The organism is Pseudomonas sp. NMS19W (assembly GCF_051554255.1).
GTDB lineage: Bacteria > Pseudomonadota > Gammaproteobacteria > Pseudomonadales > Pseudomonadaceae > Aquipseudomonas > Aquipseudomonas kribbensis.
This window is the reverse complement of record NZ_CP136718.1, coordinates 4,834,136-4,848,166: the sequence shown is the minus strand read 5'-3', so window position 1 is coordinate 4,848,166 and position 14,031 is coordinate 4,834,136. Positions and strand designations below refer to the sequence as shown.

Here is a 14,031-nt window from a genome sequence, read left to right as displayed (position 1 = left end):
ATCTGATCACTCCCGCGCCACGCGTGGGAGTGATCAGTTTTCGGGTTTCGCCGCCGGTTGCCACAGGATTTCGGCAATGCCCTGGCGCCGGGCAATCAACCTCGCCGCCACAAACAACAGATCCGACAAGCGATTGATATAAGCCAGGCCAACCCCGGCCAACGGTTCGATCGCATTTAAATGCTGACAACGACGCTCGGCACTGCGCGCCAGGCTGCGACAGACATGGGCCTGGGCAATCAACATCGAACCGCCGGGCAGAATGAAATTCTCCAGCGGCCCCAATTCCTCGTTCCACACATCGATGGCGGCTTCCAGCCGTTCGATTTCTGCCGCGTTCAGCGCCTGATATTCCGGCATCGCCAGTTCGCCGCCGAGATCGAACAAGCGGTGCTGGCAGGGCGCCAACACGTCGATCAATTCATTGAGTCCGGGGCAGTTCTCGCGTTCGGCGATCAGCCCCGCCAGCAACACGCCGACCTGGCTGTTCAGGGTGTCGACCTCGCCAATGGCCTCGATGCGGGGATGATCCTTGGGAACGCGGCGGCCATCGCCGAGGCCGGTTTCGCCTTTGTCGCCGGTGCGGGTGTAGATCTTCGACAAGCGAAAGCCCATGGTTTACCTCGGTAGTTGATTGGTTTCGGCGGCAATGGGTGCAGGTTGCGCGAGCGGCAGGCGCAGGGTGAAGCAGGTGCCTTGGCCCGGTGCCGACTGCACTTCCATCTGCCCTTTGTGATTGTTGGTGATGATGAAGTACGACACCGACAGCCCGAGCCCCGTACCCTGGCCGATTTCCTTGGTGGTGAAGAACGGCTCGAAGGTGCGTTTGCGCACGTTCTCGCTCATGCCGATGCCGTTGTCTTCAACCTGAATCTCGGCCCATGGCGGATTGAGTCTGGTGCGAAGGATGATTCGCCCCGGCTCGCTGTCGTCTTCGCGCAGATGGATCGCCTGCGCGGCGTTTTTCAGCAGATTGAGCAGTACTTGTTCAAGCTCGTTGGCGGTCCCTGGCACAGGTCCCAACGCCGGGTCGAACTGGCGGATGATCGCCTGACCCTTGAAGTCGAAGCCGATGGCCAGGTCGAAGTCGTTGCCGGCGATTTCCACGGCTTGATCGATCAGCGCTGGCAAGTCGCACGGCGCCATCTGGCGGGTGCTGCGGCGGCTGAAACTGAGCATGTGGGTGACGATTTTTGCCGCCCGGGCCCCGGCCTGCTGAATGCCGTCGAGCAGTTGCGGGACTTCCCGGCCTTGCAGGTAGCGATTCACGGTTTCCAGTTCGATCCCCAGTTGCTCGGCCTGTTCGAGGTTCTTCGGCAGGTCGGGCGACAGACGCCGGCGAATGTTCTGCACGTTGTGCAGGATCGCGCCCAGCGGGTTGTTGATCTCGTGGGCCATGCCGGCCGCGAGGCCGCCGACCGAGAGCATTTTTTCCGACTGCACCATCATGTCTTCCAGCGACAGGCGCTGAGTGATGTCGTCGATCCGGATCACCACACCACGTCCGGCACCGCCCATCAGCGGGTAAAAGGTCAGGGCGTAATGCTTGGGCTCGTCGTCCTTGAACCAGGTCACCCGCTCGATTTTCGCCACGGTGTGTTGTTCGACGGTCTGCTTGAGCTGCGGCAGGAACGGCTTGAGCGGTTCGAACGCGAGGAAGATCGGCTGATTCAGTGCTTCGTCCAGCCGGGTGCCGGAGAGGGCGCTGGCTTCCTGGTTCCATTGCGTGACGTAGAGCTGCTCGTCGAGGGCGATCAGCGCCGAGGGCATGGAGTCGATGATGCTGTTGAGGTAGTTCTGGAACCCCGTGAGCTTCTTCTCGATCTTGCTGCGCACCTGGACTTCCAGCTCCAGTTTACGGTTGGTGTGGCGGGTTTCTTCGGCCAGCCCCTGAGCCTGATCGTAGGCGGCTTGTGAGTCATCGCGGGCGCGCTTGAGCTGCTGCTCCCGGGCCTCGATGCGTGAAAGCATGGTGTTGAACGCCTCGGCCAGACTGCCGATTTCGTCGTGGTTGCCGCGCGAGGCACGCAGGGCGTAGTTCTCCTCGCGGGTGACCTGGCGGGACAGCTCTTCGAGTTCGTGGATCGGCCGGGTGATCAGGCGCTTGATCTGCCGGGCGATCACCAGCCACAACAGCACGCTGAAAATCAGGATCCCCAGACTCGCCGTCAGGGTGCCGGTGTAGAACGCCATCGGCAGTTCGCTGCTGGCCACCAACAGCAGATGACCCGGCGCAGTGCCGGGGCGGGGCAGGGTGATCAATTGATTGCTGCGAAACTCGGTGAGTTGCCAGGCTTCGATGTGCCGGTAACGCTCCGGCAGATTGAGCTTGTCGCCGCGTTGTACCTGAGCGATGCGGTCGCCCTTGCCGTCGTACAGCGCGGCGGCCCGCAGCGGCGAGTAGCTGTCGAGTTCCTTGAGCAGGCGTTCGGCGCTTTGCGGTGATTGCAGCGCTTCGGCAATCAGGCTCGGGTTCGCCACCAGACGGCCAATGGTCTGCAGCGCCTGAGGCGCCATGCTTTCCTGGGAAATGTAATAGGCGGCGCTGATGAAGGTCAGGTTGGCGACCAGTAACACGGTGGTCAACAGCACCAGCAGGGCGGCCAGCAGTTTCTGGCCGACCGGCAGGTTTTCGAGGCGCTGGCGCAATGGCATCGGGCTTATCGCAACAAAGGAACAAGTGGGCAGCGTAGCCGCTGCTCAGTCCACGGGCAATCCGAGACTGTGCAGATGGGCTGTCAGCCGTTGCTGCAATTGTTGCAGATGCGGCAGGTTGAGTTGATGCCGCTGCGCAGCCTTGCAGGCATGGCCCAACAGATAGCTGATTTCGGTGCGGCGCTTGCTGGCCACGTCCTGATACATGGACGAGAAATTGGCGGCGGTGGCCGAAATCACTCGTTCGACTTCCTGTTGCAGGTTGTCTGCCGCCGCAGGCTGGCCGCAACGCTCCAGCAACTCGGTCAGTTCGGCGCAAAGCGTGGCGACTTCGCAGTGATGGTCCTGCAATCCGCCGTTACGGCAGTCGTGCAACACAGTCAGCGGATTGATCGCACAGTTGAGCGCCAGTTTTCGCCACAGTCGGGTGAGGATGTCCGCGCTCCATTCATGGGGAATCTTTGCCGCTTCAAGATCATCCAGCCAGAACGGTGCCACGGGATGGCCGGCATCACCGAGCCAGGTGTAACCGTGGCCGGCAAAGACCACGCGCCAGTCGCCGTCGCGAAACGCGCCTTCGGTGCTGGAGGCGCTGATGCAGCGGGCCTGCGGGACTTGTGCGGCAACCGCTTCCTGACTGCCGAGGCCGTTCTGCAGAAGAATCAGTTCTGCGTCCGGCGCCAGACGATGCGCGACACCGGCCACGGCGCTTTCGGCATCGTAGGCCTTGCACGCCACCAGCAGGCGCCGGATCGGTTCGGGGCTGTCCGGCGTTTCGCCGGGGATGGCGTAACTGCTGGCCACGCCTTGTTCCACGAGCGTCAGGCCGCCCGCCGTCGCATAGTCATGCAAGCGGTCGATGTCGCGCAGGATCAGCCGGACCGGCAATCCGGCCCGGGCCAGACGCGTGGCCCAGAGGGTGCCGAGACTTCCGGCGCCGAGGATGTGCCAGGGGGTGGACATCAGTTTTTCACTCGGTAAGGTACAGGCATGCAAGGCTCGCCGTGTGGGTGGGAAAAGACCCGTTATAATGAGCCCGATTTTAACCGCAAGCCAAGCGCGCCGCGTCCTGAACGAGCGCGCCTTTTTATTGGAGAGATTACATGCCGTCGTTCGACGTGGTATCCGAACTGGACAAACACGAACTTACCAACGCGGTCGAGAACGCCGTGAAGGAACTCGATCGTCGTTATGACCTGAAAGGCAAGGGCAGCTTCGAATACAAGGAAAAGGACCTGACCGTCCACCTGACCGCTGAGGCCGATTTCCAGCTGGAAGCGATGATCGAGATCCTCAAGCTGGCCCTGGTCAAGCGCAAGATCGACGTGCAGTGCCTCGAGGTCAAAGACTCCTTCGCCTCGGGCAAGCTGATGAAGCAGGACGCCGTTCTCAAGGAAGGCATCGACAAGGAGCTGGCGAAGAAGATCGTCGGCCACATCAAGGAAGCCAAACTCAAGGTGCAGGCTGCCATTCAGGGCGAGCAGGTACGTGTCACCGGCAAGAAGCGTGACGATCTGCAGGAAGCCATTGCGGCGCTGCGTGCCAAGGAATTCGGCATGCCACTTCAGTTCAACAACTTCCGCGACTGAGCCATCCGAGTCGGGAACCTCTCGGCGTTTTCAGCGTCCGAGGGCCAAGCAGCGGCAGAAACGATTGAGCCCCAATGGGCTCGGTCTTTCTGCCGTTGATCTTTCATAGCCCGGGTAGCCGGAAATCAGGAGATAAAAGATGGATTTGAATGCAGAGGTGGACAACCTGGTCAAGGCGTCCCAGGCGTGGATTCCGATGATCATGGAATACGGCAGCCGTGTGCTGCTGGCGGTGATTACCCTGGCGATCGGCTGGTGGCTGATCAACAAGGTCACGCAAAAGCTCGGTGGCTTGCTGGCCCTGCGCAATGCCGACCTGGCGCTGCAGGGTTTCATCAGCAGCCTGGCCAACATCATTCTCAAGGTGCTATTGATCGTCAGCGTGGCGTCGATGATTGGTGTCGAAACCACTTCGTTCGTGGCGGCAATCGGTGCGGCCGGTCTGGCCATCGGTCTGGCGTTGCAGGGCAGCCTGGCGAACTTCGCCGGTGGCGTGCTGATTCTGCTGTTCCGTCCGTTCCGTATCGGCGACTGGATTGAAGCGCAAGGCGTGGCGGGTACTGTCGACAGCATCCAGATTTTCCACACAGTGCTGCGTACCGGTGACAACAAGACCATCATCGTGCCGAACGGCAATCTGTCGAACGGCATCATTACCAACACCAACCGTCAGCCAACCCGCAAGGTTGTGTTCGATGTGGGTGTCGATTACGAAGCCGATCTGCAAAAGGCCCGTCAGGTGCTGCTGGATCTGGCCAAGGATGATCGCGTTCTGCAGGATCCGGCGCCTCAGGCTGTCATTTCGACGCTGGGTGATAGTTCGATCACTGTTTCCCTTCGTGTATGGGTTAAAACCGCAGACTATTGGGATGTGATGTTCATGTTTAACGAACAGTCCCGTGATCGTTTGAAGACTGCCGGTATTGATATTCCGTTTCCACAACGCGTGATTCGTGTGGTTCAGGAGTCGGCGGTGTAATGATAGGTTGCTAATTAATTGCCTGACTTATCGGTCAGGCATTTATTACAAGTGACAGATAACAAAAAGGCCCATCCGAAGATGGGCCTTTTTCATTCAACCAAACTAACCACTGACGATTACAAGATGTTCAGTGGGTACTCGGTGATCAGACGGAACTCTTTAACGTCGCCTTCGCCTTGGTCGGCGTTGGCGGTGTGCCAGGCTTGACGAATGCGGAAGGACAGATCTTTCGCAGGGCCGGACTGAACTACGTATTTGGCTTCGAAGTTGGTTTCGTGGTGTTTGCCGTCTTCACCGTACAGCGGTGCACCAGTGCTGGTGCGGTATTGGCTGTTTGCAGCCAGACCGGTACCGTCGATATCCCAACCTTTAACGTAACGAACCATGAAGCTCAGGCCAGGAACACCGTACTCAGCCATCTTCAGGTCGTAACGAGCTTGCAGGGATTTCTCGCCTGGGCCGTTGAAGTCAGAGTACTGGATGGAGTTGGCGAGGAAGATCGAGTCGCCGCCACGGTTGTTCTTGCCCACGCCGACGTAGTCGAACGGAGTGTCACCGTTGACCTTCTGGAAGGCCAGGGTGAAGGTGTGTGCTTTCAGGAACGACAGCGCAGTTGCCAGGGAGAAGGCAGTGTTGCTGATGTCGCCAGCCAGCTTGTCACCGGTGTCGGTGGTGCGATAGATGTTGAAGTCAGTGTTCAACGAAGTGTCACCACCGAATGGAGTGGTGAGGTTCACGTTCGCGTAGTACTGGTTCCAGACGTCTTCCAGCTTGGCACCATAGAGCGAGGCGCTCAGGTTGTCGGTGATGCCGTACTTGCCACCGAAGTAGTCGATGGTTTTGGCTTCTACGCCGGCATAGTTCGCGAACAGGCCGCCATCACGGGCGTTCTTGTCCTGGCTGGTCGCCGAGTAGAAGTGACCGGCTTCGAGGTCAAGGTCTTTGACTTCGCTGCTCTGCAGCTGGAAGCCGCTGGCAGTTTGCGGAATGATACGGGAACCGCCGACAGCGAACACTGGAGCAGTGCTTGGCTGTTGGTCGCCGATTTTCAGCTCGGTTTTGGAAATGCGGAACTTGATGGCAGCGCCGGCTTTGCCTTGGCTGTTGTCAACGTCGTGGGCGTAACCGTTGGCCTTGACGACGTCGCTGCGGCTCATGTTGCCTGTGCCGGTGGTGCCATCGCCGCCATCCAGTTTGATGGCCAGGTAACCGAATGCATCGACACCAACGCCGACGGTGCCTTGGGTATAACCGGAGCTGAAGTTGCCGAGGAAGCCCTGGGTCCAGTCTTTCTGGTCGTGACCGCCGTTCTTGTTGTCGCGGTTGAAGTAGTAGTTCTTCAACGTCTCGGTCAGTTTTGCGTCTTCAACAAAGCCTTTGGCTTCAGATTGATCACTAACAAACGGTGCGGCCGTAGCCAACTGAGTACTGGCTGCTGTAACGGCCAGTGCGATCATGCTCCACTTCATCACGCGCATCGTGATTTGCTCCTTTGGTTTTAGAAGAGTACTGCCGTCCCACCTGTTTTATTATCTGGGCGGCTCTTTCTTTTTGTGTCGGCGCAAACTTATATCACGCCGACAATGTTGGCGATACTTGCACATACAACCTTTCATGTTCTTTACGACGCTGTCGCAAATGGCTTGGTCGATGTCGCAAATTCACAGTACCCACGCAGTCGGGCTGACAACTTTAACGCTGTTTCTGGGCCTTTTTGCATCGGTAAAAAAGAGTCCCTGGCAAAACACTTGAATCTCCATCGGGCAACCCTGCCACTGTTTTTTTCGGGGTTTGAGCCACCACTTCCCGTGGCGGGTTCATAGCCCATATGAGTACGAATGCAACAAGCGTGCACAAACCGCAAAATGGATGCGGTTATTTTTCCCGGGCCCCGCTTGTGGCTGTAAAAACCTTGTAAATGCGGGCTCGCGCGCCCCTTTTTGATCAGGGTTGACGCGCTTCCTCGCTTGGTGTTGCCTCGCTCGATTTTGCGCATGACAACCAAAAACGTTACCGGTTCACCCTGTCAGTGAGTATTTGGCGGATGCCCGAGCCATTGAGCGTAGACCCACTGTACGGTTTTGGTGCAAAAAATTTTTCCGGCTGTACTGAATTCAAACACTTGAGCCCTGTCATGACCCTGAACGCGGTAGTGAGTCATGGTCAATTCGGCGTGTTGCCTGGCACGGCGGGTCTCGTGCTGGTGCGCGATCGCCAGAAATGTTCCATGGCGGGGCGCCGCTTCATCGTGAAGGGCAGGGCATTCGAAGGTATGCTGCCGTCCTGTCGTTTAGTGCGCCGTCCACCGGGCTGGCCCACTAAGCTGAATATTGTCGATCAGCCGGGAGTACACCCAGTGTTTGCTTTAGATTCACGCCTTCAACAGGACACGCTGACCATCGGCGACTTCCCGCTCTGCCGGTTGCTGCTGTCCAACGACGCCAACTACCCGTGGTTCATCCTGGTGCCTCGTCGCGACGATATCAGCGAGTTGTTTCAATTGGATGTCGCCGATCAGCAGCGTCTTTGGCAGGAAACCACGGCCCTGGCGGAGGTGCTCAAGGACTCGTTCGATGCCGACAAGATGAACGTTGCCACGCTGGGTAACGTCGTCAGCCAGATGCACATGCATGTGATCGTGCGAAAGCGGGATGATGCCGCGTGGCCGGCGCCGGTATGGGGCAAGCACCCCGCCAAACCTTACAGCGCCGAACAGGTCGCCGCGATCCGCGAGCGGCTGCGTCTGGTGCTGGACGAAGATTTCAAGTTTCTGGAGGGCTGATCATGAGCCTGGAACAACGCGTTACCGATCTGGAGAGTCGTCTGGCATTTCAGGACGACACCATTCAGGCGTTGAACGATGTGCTGGTGGAGCAGCAGAGAGTTGTGGAGCGTCTGCAATTGCAGATGGCCGCGCTGCTCAAACGTCAGGAAGAAATGGTCGGCCAGTTCGGCTCCTTTGAGGAAGACGCACCGCCGCCGCACTACTGAGTTTGCGTATTTCGCAAGGGCAATAAAAAACCGCGAGCAGCCAGGCTGTTCGCGGTTTTTTCGTTCAGGATCAGCGACGCGGCAGGGCGGCGATCACGTCTTCGGCTTGCAGGCCTTTGTCACGGTTCATCACCGAGAACTCCACGCGCTGGCCTTCGACCAGAACGCGGTGGCCTTCACCACGGATGGCGCGAAAGTGCACGAAGATATCGTCGCCTGAGTCCCGGGAGATAAAACCGAAACCCTTGGAGGTGTTGAACCACTTGACGGTACCGGTATCGCGGTTGCTCATGTCGTAGCTGGTCGGTGCGGCAGCTGGAGAGGACTTGTAGAAGCTGACGGCCAGGTGCAGGACCACGGCAACCAGAGCGATCGCCAGGCTGAACAGTACCGCAGGCTGACCGGCGATGACCGGCATCGGTGCGATCAGGGTCAGGGTTTGCAGGACGACGGTCAGCACCAGCAATGCGCTGACCAGATTTTGCAGATGCTGGCGCGGGCCTTTGTTCCAGTAAGGGATCACCGGGGCAATGACCAGGTTCAGCAGGCCGAAAAAGGCCAGGTAAAGTGCATCGGGCTGTTGCAGGTAAGGAACGGCTTCGGATTTCAAGCTAGGTATGAACGACAGCAGCAACGCCGCTGCGCCCATTAGCAGGTGGACGATTTTCAACATTTTTATTGACTCACGTTATGACGGCTCACAAGGAAGAGCTGAAGGCGCACGGTTCGCTTCGAAACAATAAGAGGCGTTGGACACGTGCCCGGCATCAGCCTATGCGCAACACCCGGAAAACGGGGGCGTAGCGACACACTGCCTATTTAACAGCAAAGCCTGCAGCTACTCAAATCGCACCGGCCAGCGGCATGCGTGGGGCGATTTGTCGCCTCTATCGGGTCGATACGGGGGCTGCGAGGCGAGGGTGCCCTTGCTACAGTGAACCGACACCTGCTGGATGAGTTCAATCGTTGTTAGGGGGTAAACATGGCAATCGATATCGGTATCAGTGAAGCGGATCGCAAATCCATCGTCGAAGGACTGTCGCGTCTGCTGTCGGACACCTACGTGCTGTATCTGAAAACCCACAACTTCCACTGGAACGTCACCGGTCCGATGTTCCGCACTCTGCACTTGATGTTCGAAGAGCAATACAACGAACTGGCCCTGGCCGTGGACTCGATCGCCGAGCGTATCCGGGCCCTGGGTTTTCCGGCGCCCGGTGCCTATGCGACTTACGCGCGTCTTTCTTCCATCAAGGAAGAAGTGGGGGTGCCGAGTGCCGAAGACATGATCAGGCAATTGGTCGAAGGTCAGGAAGCGGTCACTCGCACCGCACGCGGCATTTTTCCGCTGCTGGATAAAGTCAGTGACGAGCCGACTGCGGACCTTCTGACCCAGCGCATGCAAGTCCATGAGAAAACCGCGTGGATGCTCAGGGCACTGCTCGAAGCCTGATCGCTTGAGGCGCACTGACACGGTTTGTGGGACGTGCGCCTGTTTTTGCCGAGAATGGGTGTTCGTTATTGTAGGAAGTCAGAAGAGGAACCTGCCGCTCCACGTTCCTCCTAGTTGTGTTGGCTTATCCTACGTGGACGGATAAAAAATCGTCTGGATATGCCTTTGCCCCTGCGCTTTTAATGAGGTGACAGGATGTTGCCTTTACAGGAGGCAGCGATGGCAAAGGAGTGTCAATGATATGGAAGATGGAGACAGGCGAGGTGATATCGCCATCGGCTCGCGGCAGTACAGGGCCCCGGCGCCGTTTCTGGAAGAGTTCGACATGGGGTTGATCCAGCCGCTGGCCCGTTCGGTGCGTCTGAACGGCTTTGCGACCTGCATGCGACTGGAGCAGGTCTACTGGAATATTCTGGGCCGTATGGCAGAGAGCAATGGCTGTTCGGTCGGTACTCTGTTGTCCCGTGTCGATCGCGAAGTGCACCTGCGCCACGGCGGGGTGAAAAACTTCAGCGGCCTTGTGCGGGTGGTCTGTGTCGTACATGGCCTGCGGGATGCCTCGGTGGCAGCCGGGGGTTGCCAATGACAGGGCGGCCTGTGCAGTCTTCCGGCTGCACAGGCCGCATTTAATGGATATAATCCCGCTCTTTCGCCACACCGCCCTGCGGGAGCTGGCAATCTGATCGCCGAGACAACTCCATGCCGATGTACGATTACCAATGTGCTTCCTGTGGTCATCAGTTGGAAGCCATTCAAAAGATCAGTGACTCACCGCTGGTCGATTGCCCTGCCTGTCAGGCACCAGAGCTCAGGAAACAGCTGTCCATGCCAGGCTTTCGCCTCAGCGGCAGCGGTTGGTACGAAACCGATTTCAAGACCGGCGCGAAGAAGAATCTGGCCGGTGGCGACAAATCTGACTAGGGTTCAGGCCCAGGTCTAACGACACGCGCGAGCATCCACCGGCCGCACAGAGCTTGAGTGCGGCGGATCTCCACCGAATTTCGAATTACGAGAAGCGAAACCACTACCATGATGCGCAGCCATTATTGCGGCCAACTGAACGAAAGCCTGGAAGGCCAGGAAATTACCCTTTGCGGATGGGTTCACCGTCGCCGCGACCACGGCGGGGTGATTTTCCTCGATATCCGTGATCGTGACGGTCTGGCCCAGGTGGTCTTCGATCCGGATCGCGCCGAGAGCTTCGCCGCCGCCGATCGCGTGCGCAGCGAATACGTCGTGAAGATCACCGGCAAGGTGCGTCTGCGTCCGGCCGGTGCCACCAACGCCAACATGGCGTCGGGCATGATCGAAGTCCTGGGCTACGAACTGGAAGTGCTGAACGAGTCGGAAACCCCGCCGTTCCCGCTGAACGAGTTCTCCGACGTCGGTGAAGAAACCCGCCTGCGCTATCGCTTCCTCGACCTGCGTCGTCCGGAAATGGCCGAGAAGCTGCGCCTGCGTTCGCGCATGACCACCAGCATCCGTCGTTACCTCGACGAGAATGGCTTCCTCGACGTGGAAACGCCGATCCTGACCCGCGCTACTCCGGAAGGCGCGCGTGACTATCTCGTGCCGAGCCGTACCCACGCCGGTTCGTTCTTCGCACTGCCGCAATCGCCACAGCTGTTCAAACAACTGCTGATGGTCGCCGGCTTCGACCGTTACTACCAGATTGCCAAGTGCTTCCGCGACGAAGACCTGCGTGCCGACCGTCAGCCTGAGTTCACTCAGATCGACATCGAGACCAGCTTCCTCGACGAAAAAGACATCATGGGTCTGACCGAAGGCATGATCCGCAACCTGTTCAAGGAAGTGCTGGATCTGGAATTCGGCGAGTTCCCGCACATGACGTTCGAAGAAGCCATGCGCCGTTACGGTTCCGACAAGCCGGACCTGCGTAACCCGCTGGAACTGGTCGACGTAGCCGATCAGCTGAAAGAAGTTGATTTCAAGGTGTTCAGCGGCCCGGCCAACGATCCGAAATGCCGTATCGCCGCACTGCGCGTTCCAGGCGGGGCGAGCATGCCGCGCAAGCAGATCGACGATTACACCAAGTTCGTCGGCATCTACGGTGCCAAGGGCCTGGCGTACATCAAGGTCAACGAGCGTGCTGCCGGTGTTGAAGGTCTGCAGTCGCCGATCGTGAAAAACATCCCTGAAGCCAACCTGAACGTGATCCTCGATCGCGTCGGTGCAGTCGACGGCGATATCGTGTTCTTCGGTGCCGACAAGGCCAAGATCGTCAGCGAAGCCCTGGGTGCGCTGCGTATCAAGCTCGGTCACGACCTGAAGCTGCTGACCTGTGAATGGGCTCCAATGTGGGTCGTCGACTTCCCGATGTTCGAAGAGAACGATGACGGTAGCTTCTCCGCCCTGCATCACCCGTTCACCGCGCCGAAGTGCACCCCGGAAGAGCTCGAAGCCAACCCGGCCGGCGCGCTCTCCCGTGCCTATGACATGGTGCTGAACGGCACCGAGCTGGGTGGCGGTTCGATTCGTATCCACCGCAAGGAGATGCAGCAAGCGGTATTCCGTCTGCTGGGCATCAACGAAGCGGAACAGGAAGAGAAGTTCGGCTTCCTGCTCGACGCGCTGAAGTACGGTGCACCGCCGCACGGTGGTCTGGCCTTCGGTCTGGACCGTCTGGTGATGCTGATGACCGGCGCCCAGTCGATCCGTGAAGTGATCGCCTTCCCGAAAACCCAGAGTGCTGCCGACGTGATGACGCAGGCGCCGGGTGTCGTGGATGCCAAGGCATTGCGCGAGCTGCACATTCGTTTGCGTGAAACACCAAAGGCTGAGTAAGACGGGCCTGAAGGCGCATCTTCGGATGCGCCTTTTTTCTTTCTATAGAGAGCAGGTCGAGATTTTTTTGTTTGCTGGCTGCGCGATGTGCGCGGCGGGCAACGTTTCAAAGAGAATTCGGAGCGAGATATGGCAGGTCATTCCAAGTGGGCGAACATCAAGCACCGCAAAGAACGTCAGGATGCCAAGCGAGGCAAGATCTTCACCAAGTGGATCCGTGAACTGACCGTTGCGGCCCGTCAGGGCGGTGGCGATCCGGGTTCCAACCCGCGTCTGCGTCTGGCCCTGGACAAGGCGCTGGGCGCCAACATGAGCCGCGACATCATCGATCGTGCGGTGGCTCGTGGTGCCGGCGCGACCGAAGCGGACAACGTTGAAGAGCTGACCTACGAAGGTTACGGCCCGGGCGGCGTGGCGGTGATGGTCGAGTGCATGACCGACAACCGCAACCGTACCGCCGCGGCCGTGCGCCATGCGTTCAGCAAATGTGGCGGTAACCTCGGAACTGACGGTTCGGTGGCCTACCTGTTCGAACGCAAGGGCCAGATCAGCTTCGCGCCGGGTGTCGACGAAGATGCGCTGACCGAAGCGGCGCTGGAAGCCGATGCCGACGACGTGGTCACTCATGAAGACGGCTCGATTGACGTGTTCACCTCGTTCACCAGCTTCTATGCCGTGCGAAACGCGCTGGAAGCGGCCGGTTTCAAGGGTGATGACGCGGAAGTCGTCATGCAGCCGACCACCAGCGCCGAACTGGATCTGGAAGGCGCGGAGAAGGTGCTCAAGCTGATCGACATGCTCGAGGATCTGGATGACGTGCAGAACGTCTACTCCAACGCGGACATTCCGGAAGACGTGGCGGCTCAGCTCGGCTGATAACGGCTAGGCTTCAATGTGGGAGATTCCAGGTTTGAGGGTTCATCTCGAACATGGAATCTCCCACATTTGTTTTTGTGTTTTTTCGAATCTGCAGGCTTATGACTTTAATTCTTGGTATCGATCCCGGTTCGCGCATCACCGGATATGGCGTGGTACGCGATACCGGGCGTGGTTGTGTCTACGTGGCTTCCGGGTGCATTCGTACAGGCGCCGGCGAGTTGCATGAGCGTCTGCAGATCGTCTATCGCGGCGTGCGGGAAATCATCCAGACCTACGGTCCGGTGACCATGGGCATCGAAAAGGTGTTCATGGCGAAAAACGCCGATTCGGCGCTGAAGCTCGGGCAGGCCCGTGGCGCCGCTATCGTGGCGGGTGCCGAAGAGAGCCTGGAGATCGCCGAGTACACAGCCACTCAGGTCAAACAGGCCGTAGTCGGTACAGGTGCCGCCAATAAGGAACAGGTGCAGATGATGGTCATGCACATGCTCAAGCTGACCAGCAAGCCGCAAATCGATGCCTCTGACGCCCTGGCCATTGCCATTTGCCATGCGCACACTCGCTCCAGTCTGTTGCCGCATGGTTTGGGTACCGCACGCAGTCGTGGCGGGCGCCTGCGTCTCTGATAGCATCAGCAATCAATTTTCCGGCATACGGATTTTGTGCCTGGGTCGTCGGCC

General features: G+C 58.8%; 15 protein-coding genes. 10 read left to right on the top strand and 5 right to left on the bottom strand.

Annotated elements, in window-relative coordinates:
* Nucleotides 1-33: 33 nt before the first annotated feature.
* From R1A29_RS22260 to R1A29_RS22250, 3 genes are read right to left on the bottom strand one after another with little or no spacing between them, the layout of a single operon-like run.
* A complete protein-coding gene (locus R1A29_RS22260; protein ID WP_438299600.1) occupies nt 34-615 on the bottom strand; it encodes a cob(I)yrinic acid a,c-diamide adenosyltransferase in 582 nt (193 codons plus the stop codon).
* Between the two features lie 3 nt (nt 616-618).
* Nucleotides 619-2,655, bottom strand: coding sequence for a sensor histidine kinase (locus R1A29_RS22255; RefSeq protein WP_438299599.1), 2,037 nt, complete (start codon nt 2,653-2,655; stop codon nt 619-621).
* 45 nt (nt 2,656-2,700) lie between these two features.
* Nucleotides 2,701-3,618 (bottom strand): putative 2-dehydropantoate 2-reductase, encoded by a 918-nt coding sequence (locus tag R1A29_RS22250; RefSeq protein ID WP_438299598.1) that lies wholly within the window; start codon nt 3,616-3,618, stop codon nt 2,701-2,703.
* Nucleotides 3,619-3,758: 140 nt separating this feature from the next.
* Between R1A29_RS22250 and R1A29_RS22245 the strand changes: the two genes are divergently transcribed.
* Together R1A29_RS22245 and R1A29_RS22240 are read left to right on the top strand one after the other, a co-directional pair.
* Nucleotides 3,759-4,244, top strand: coding sequence for a YajQ family cyclic di-GMP-binding protein (locus R1A29_RS22245; RefSeq protein WP_011335651.1), 486 nt, complete (start codon nt 3,759-3,761; stop codon nt 4,242-4,244).
* A 139-nt stretch (nt 4,245-4,383) separates the two neighbouring features.
* Entirely contained in the window at nt 4,384-5,223 is an 840-nt protein-coding gene (locus tag R1A29_RS22240) for a mechanosensitive ion channel family protein (RefSeq protein WP_007951217.1), read from the top strand.
* Between the two features lie 119 nt (nt 5,224-5,342).
* Here the strand turns inward: R1A29_RS22240 and R1A29_RS22235 are convergent, their stop codons facing one another.
* Nucleotides 5,343-6,704 carry an OprD family porin gene (locus R1A29_RS22235; RefSeq protein WP_438299597.1) on the bottom strand — a complete coding sequence of 454 codons (1,362 nt, stop codon included), beginning with the start codon at nt 6,702-6,704 and terminating at the stop codon, nt 5,343-5,345.
* 878 nt (nt 6,705-7,582) lie between these two features.
* Between R1A29_RS22235 and R1A29_RS22230 the strand changes: the two genes are divergently transcribed.
* Together R1A29_RS22230 and R1A29_RS22225 are read left to right on the top strand one after the other, a co-directional pair.
* Nucleotides 7,583-8,008, top strand: coding sequence for an HIT family protein (locus R1A29_RS22230; RefSeq protein WP_085709617.1), 426 nt, complete (start codon nt 7,583-7,585; stop codon nt 8,006-8,008).
* Nucleotides 8,009-8,010: 2 nt separating this feature from the next.
* Nucleotides 8,011-8,217 (top strand): SlyX family protein, encoded by a 207-nt coding sequence (locus R1A29_RS22225; RefSeq protein ID WP_085709618.1) that lies wholly within the window; start codon nt 8,011-8,013, stop codon nt 8,215-8,217.
* A 70-nt stretch (nt 8,218-8,287) separates the two neighbouring features.
* On the opposite strand, the gene R1A29_RS22220 is transcribed toward R1A29_RS22225, so the two are convergent.
* The gene (locus R1A29_RS22220) at nt 8,288-8,890 is read right to left on the bottom strand and encodes a cold shock domain-containing protein membrane protein (protein ID WP_438299596.1); all 603 of its coding nucleotides are present in this window, start codon (nt 8,888-8,890) and stop codon (nt 8,288-8,290) included.
* Nucleotides 8,891-9,199: 309 nt separating this feature from the next.
* On the opposite strand from R1A29_RS22220, the gene R1A29_RS22215 reads away from it, so the two are divergent.
* The 6 genes from R1A29_RS22215 (at nt 9,200) to ruvC (ending at nt 13,977) form a co-directional block, all read left to right on the top strand.
* Nucleotides 9,200-9,670: a Dps family protein gene (locus R1A29_RS22215; RefSeq protein WP_438299595.1), complete on the top strand. Its 471-nt coding sequence runs from the start codon at nt 9,200-9,202 to the stop codon at nt 9,668-9,670.
* Nucleotides 9,671-9,911: 241 nt separating this feature from the next.
* A complete protein-coding gene (locus R1A29_RS22210) occupies nt 9,912-10,256 on the top strand; it encodes a ribbon-helix-helix domain-containing protein (RefSeq protein ID WP_438299594.1) in 345 nt (114 codons plus the stop codon).
* 113 nt (nt 10,257-10,369) lie between these two features.
* The gene (locus R1A29_RS22205; protein ID WP_438299593.1) at nt 10,370-10,591 is read left to right on the top strand and encodes an FmdB family zinc ribbon protein; all 222 of its coding nucleotides are present in this window, start codon (nt 10,370-10,372) and stop codon (nt 10,589-10,591) included.
* Between the two features lie 108 nt (nt 10,592-10,699).
* A complete protein-coding gene (gene aspS / locus R1A29_RS22200; protein WP_085709621.1) occupies nt 10,700-12,475 on the top strand; it encodes an aspartate--tRNA ligase in 1,776 nt (591 codons plus the stop codon).
* 129 nt (nt 12,476-12,604) lie between these two features.
* A complete protein-coding gene (locus R1A29_RS22195) occupies nt 12,605-13,351 on the top strand; it encodes a YebC/PmpR family DNA-binding transcriptional regulator (protein WP_438299592.1) in 747 nt (248 codons plus the stop codon).
* Between the two features lie 101 nt (nt 13,352-13,452).
* Nucleotides 13,453-13,977, top strand: coding sequence for a crossover junction endodeoxyribonuclease RuvC (ruvC, locus tag R1A29_RS22190; protein WP_065258525.1), 525 nt, complete (start codon nt 13,453-13,455; stop codon nt 13,975-13,977).
* Nucleotides 13,978-14,031 lie beyond the last annotated feature (54 nt).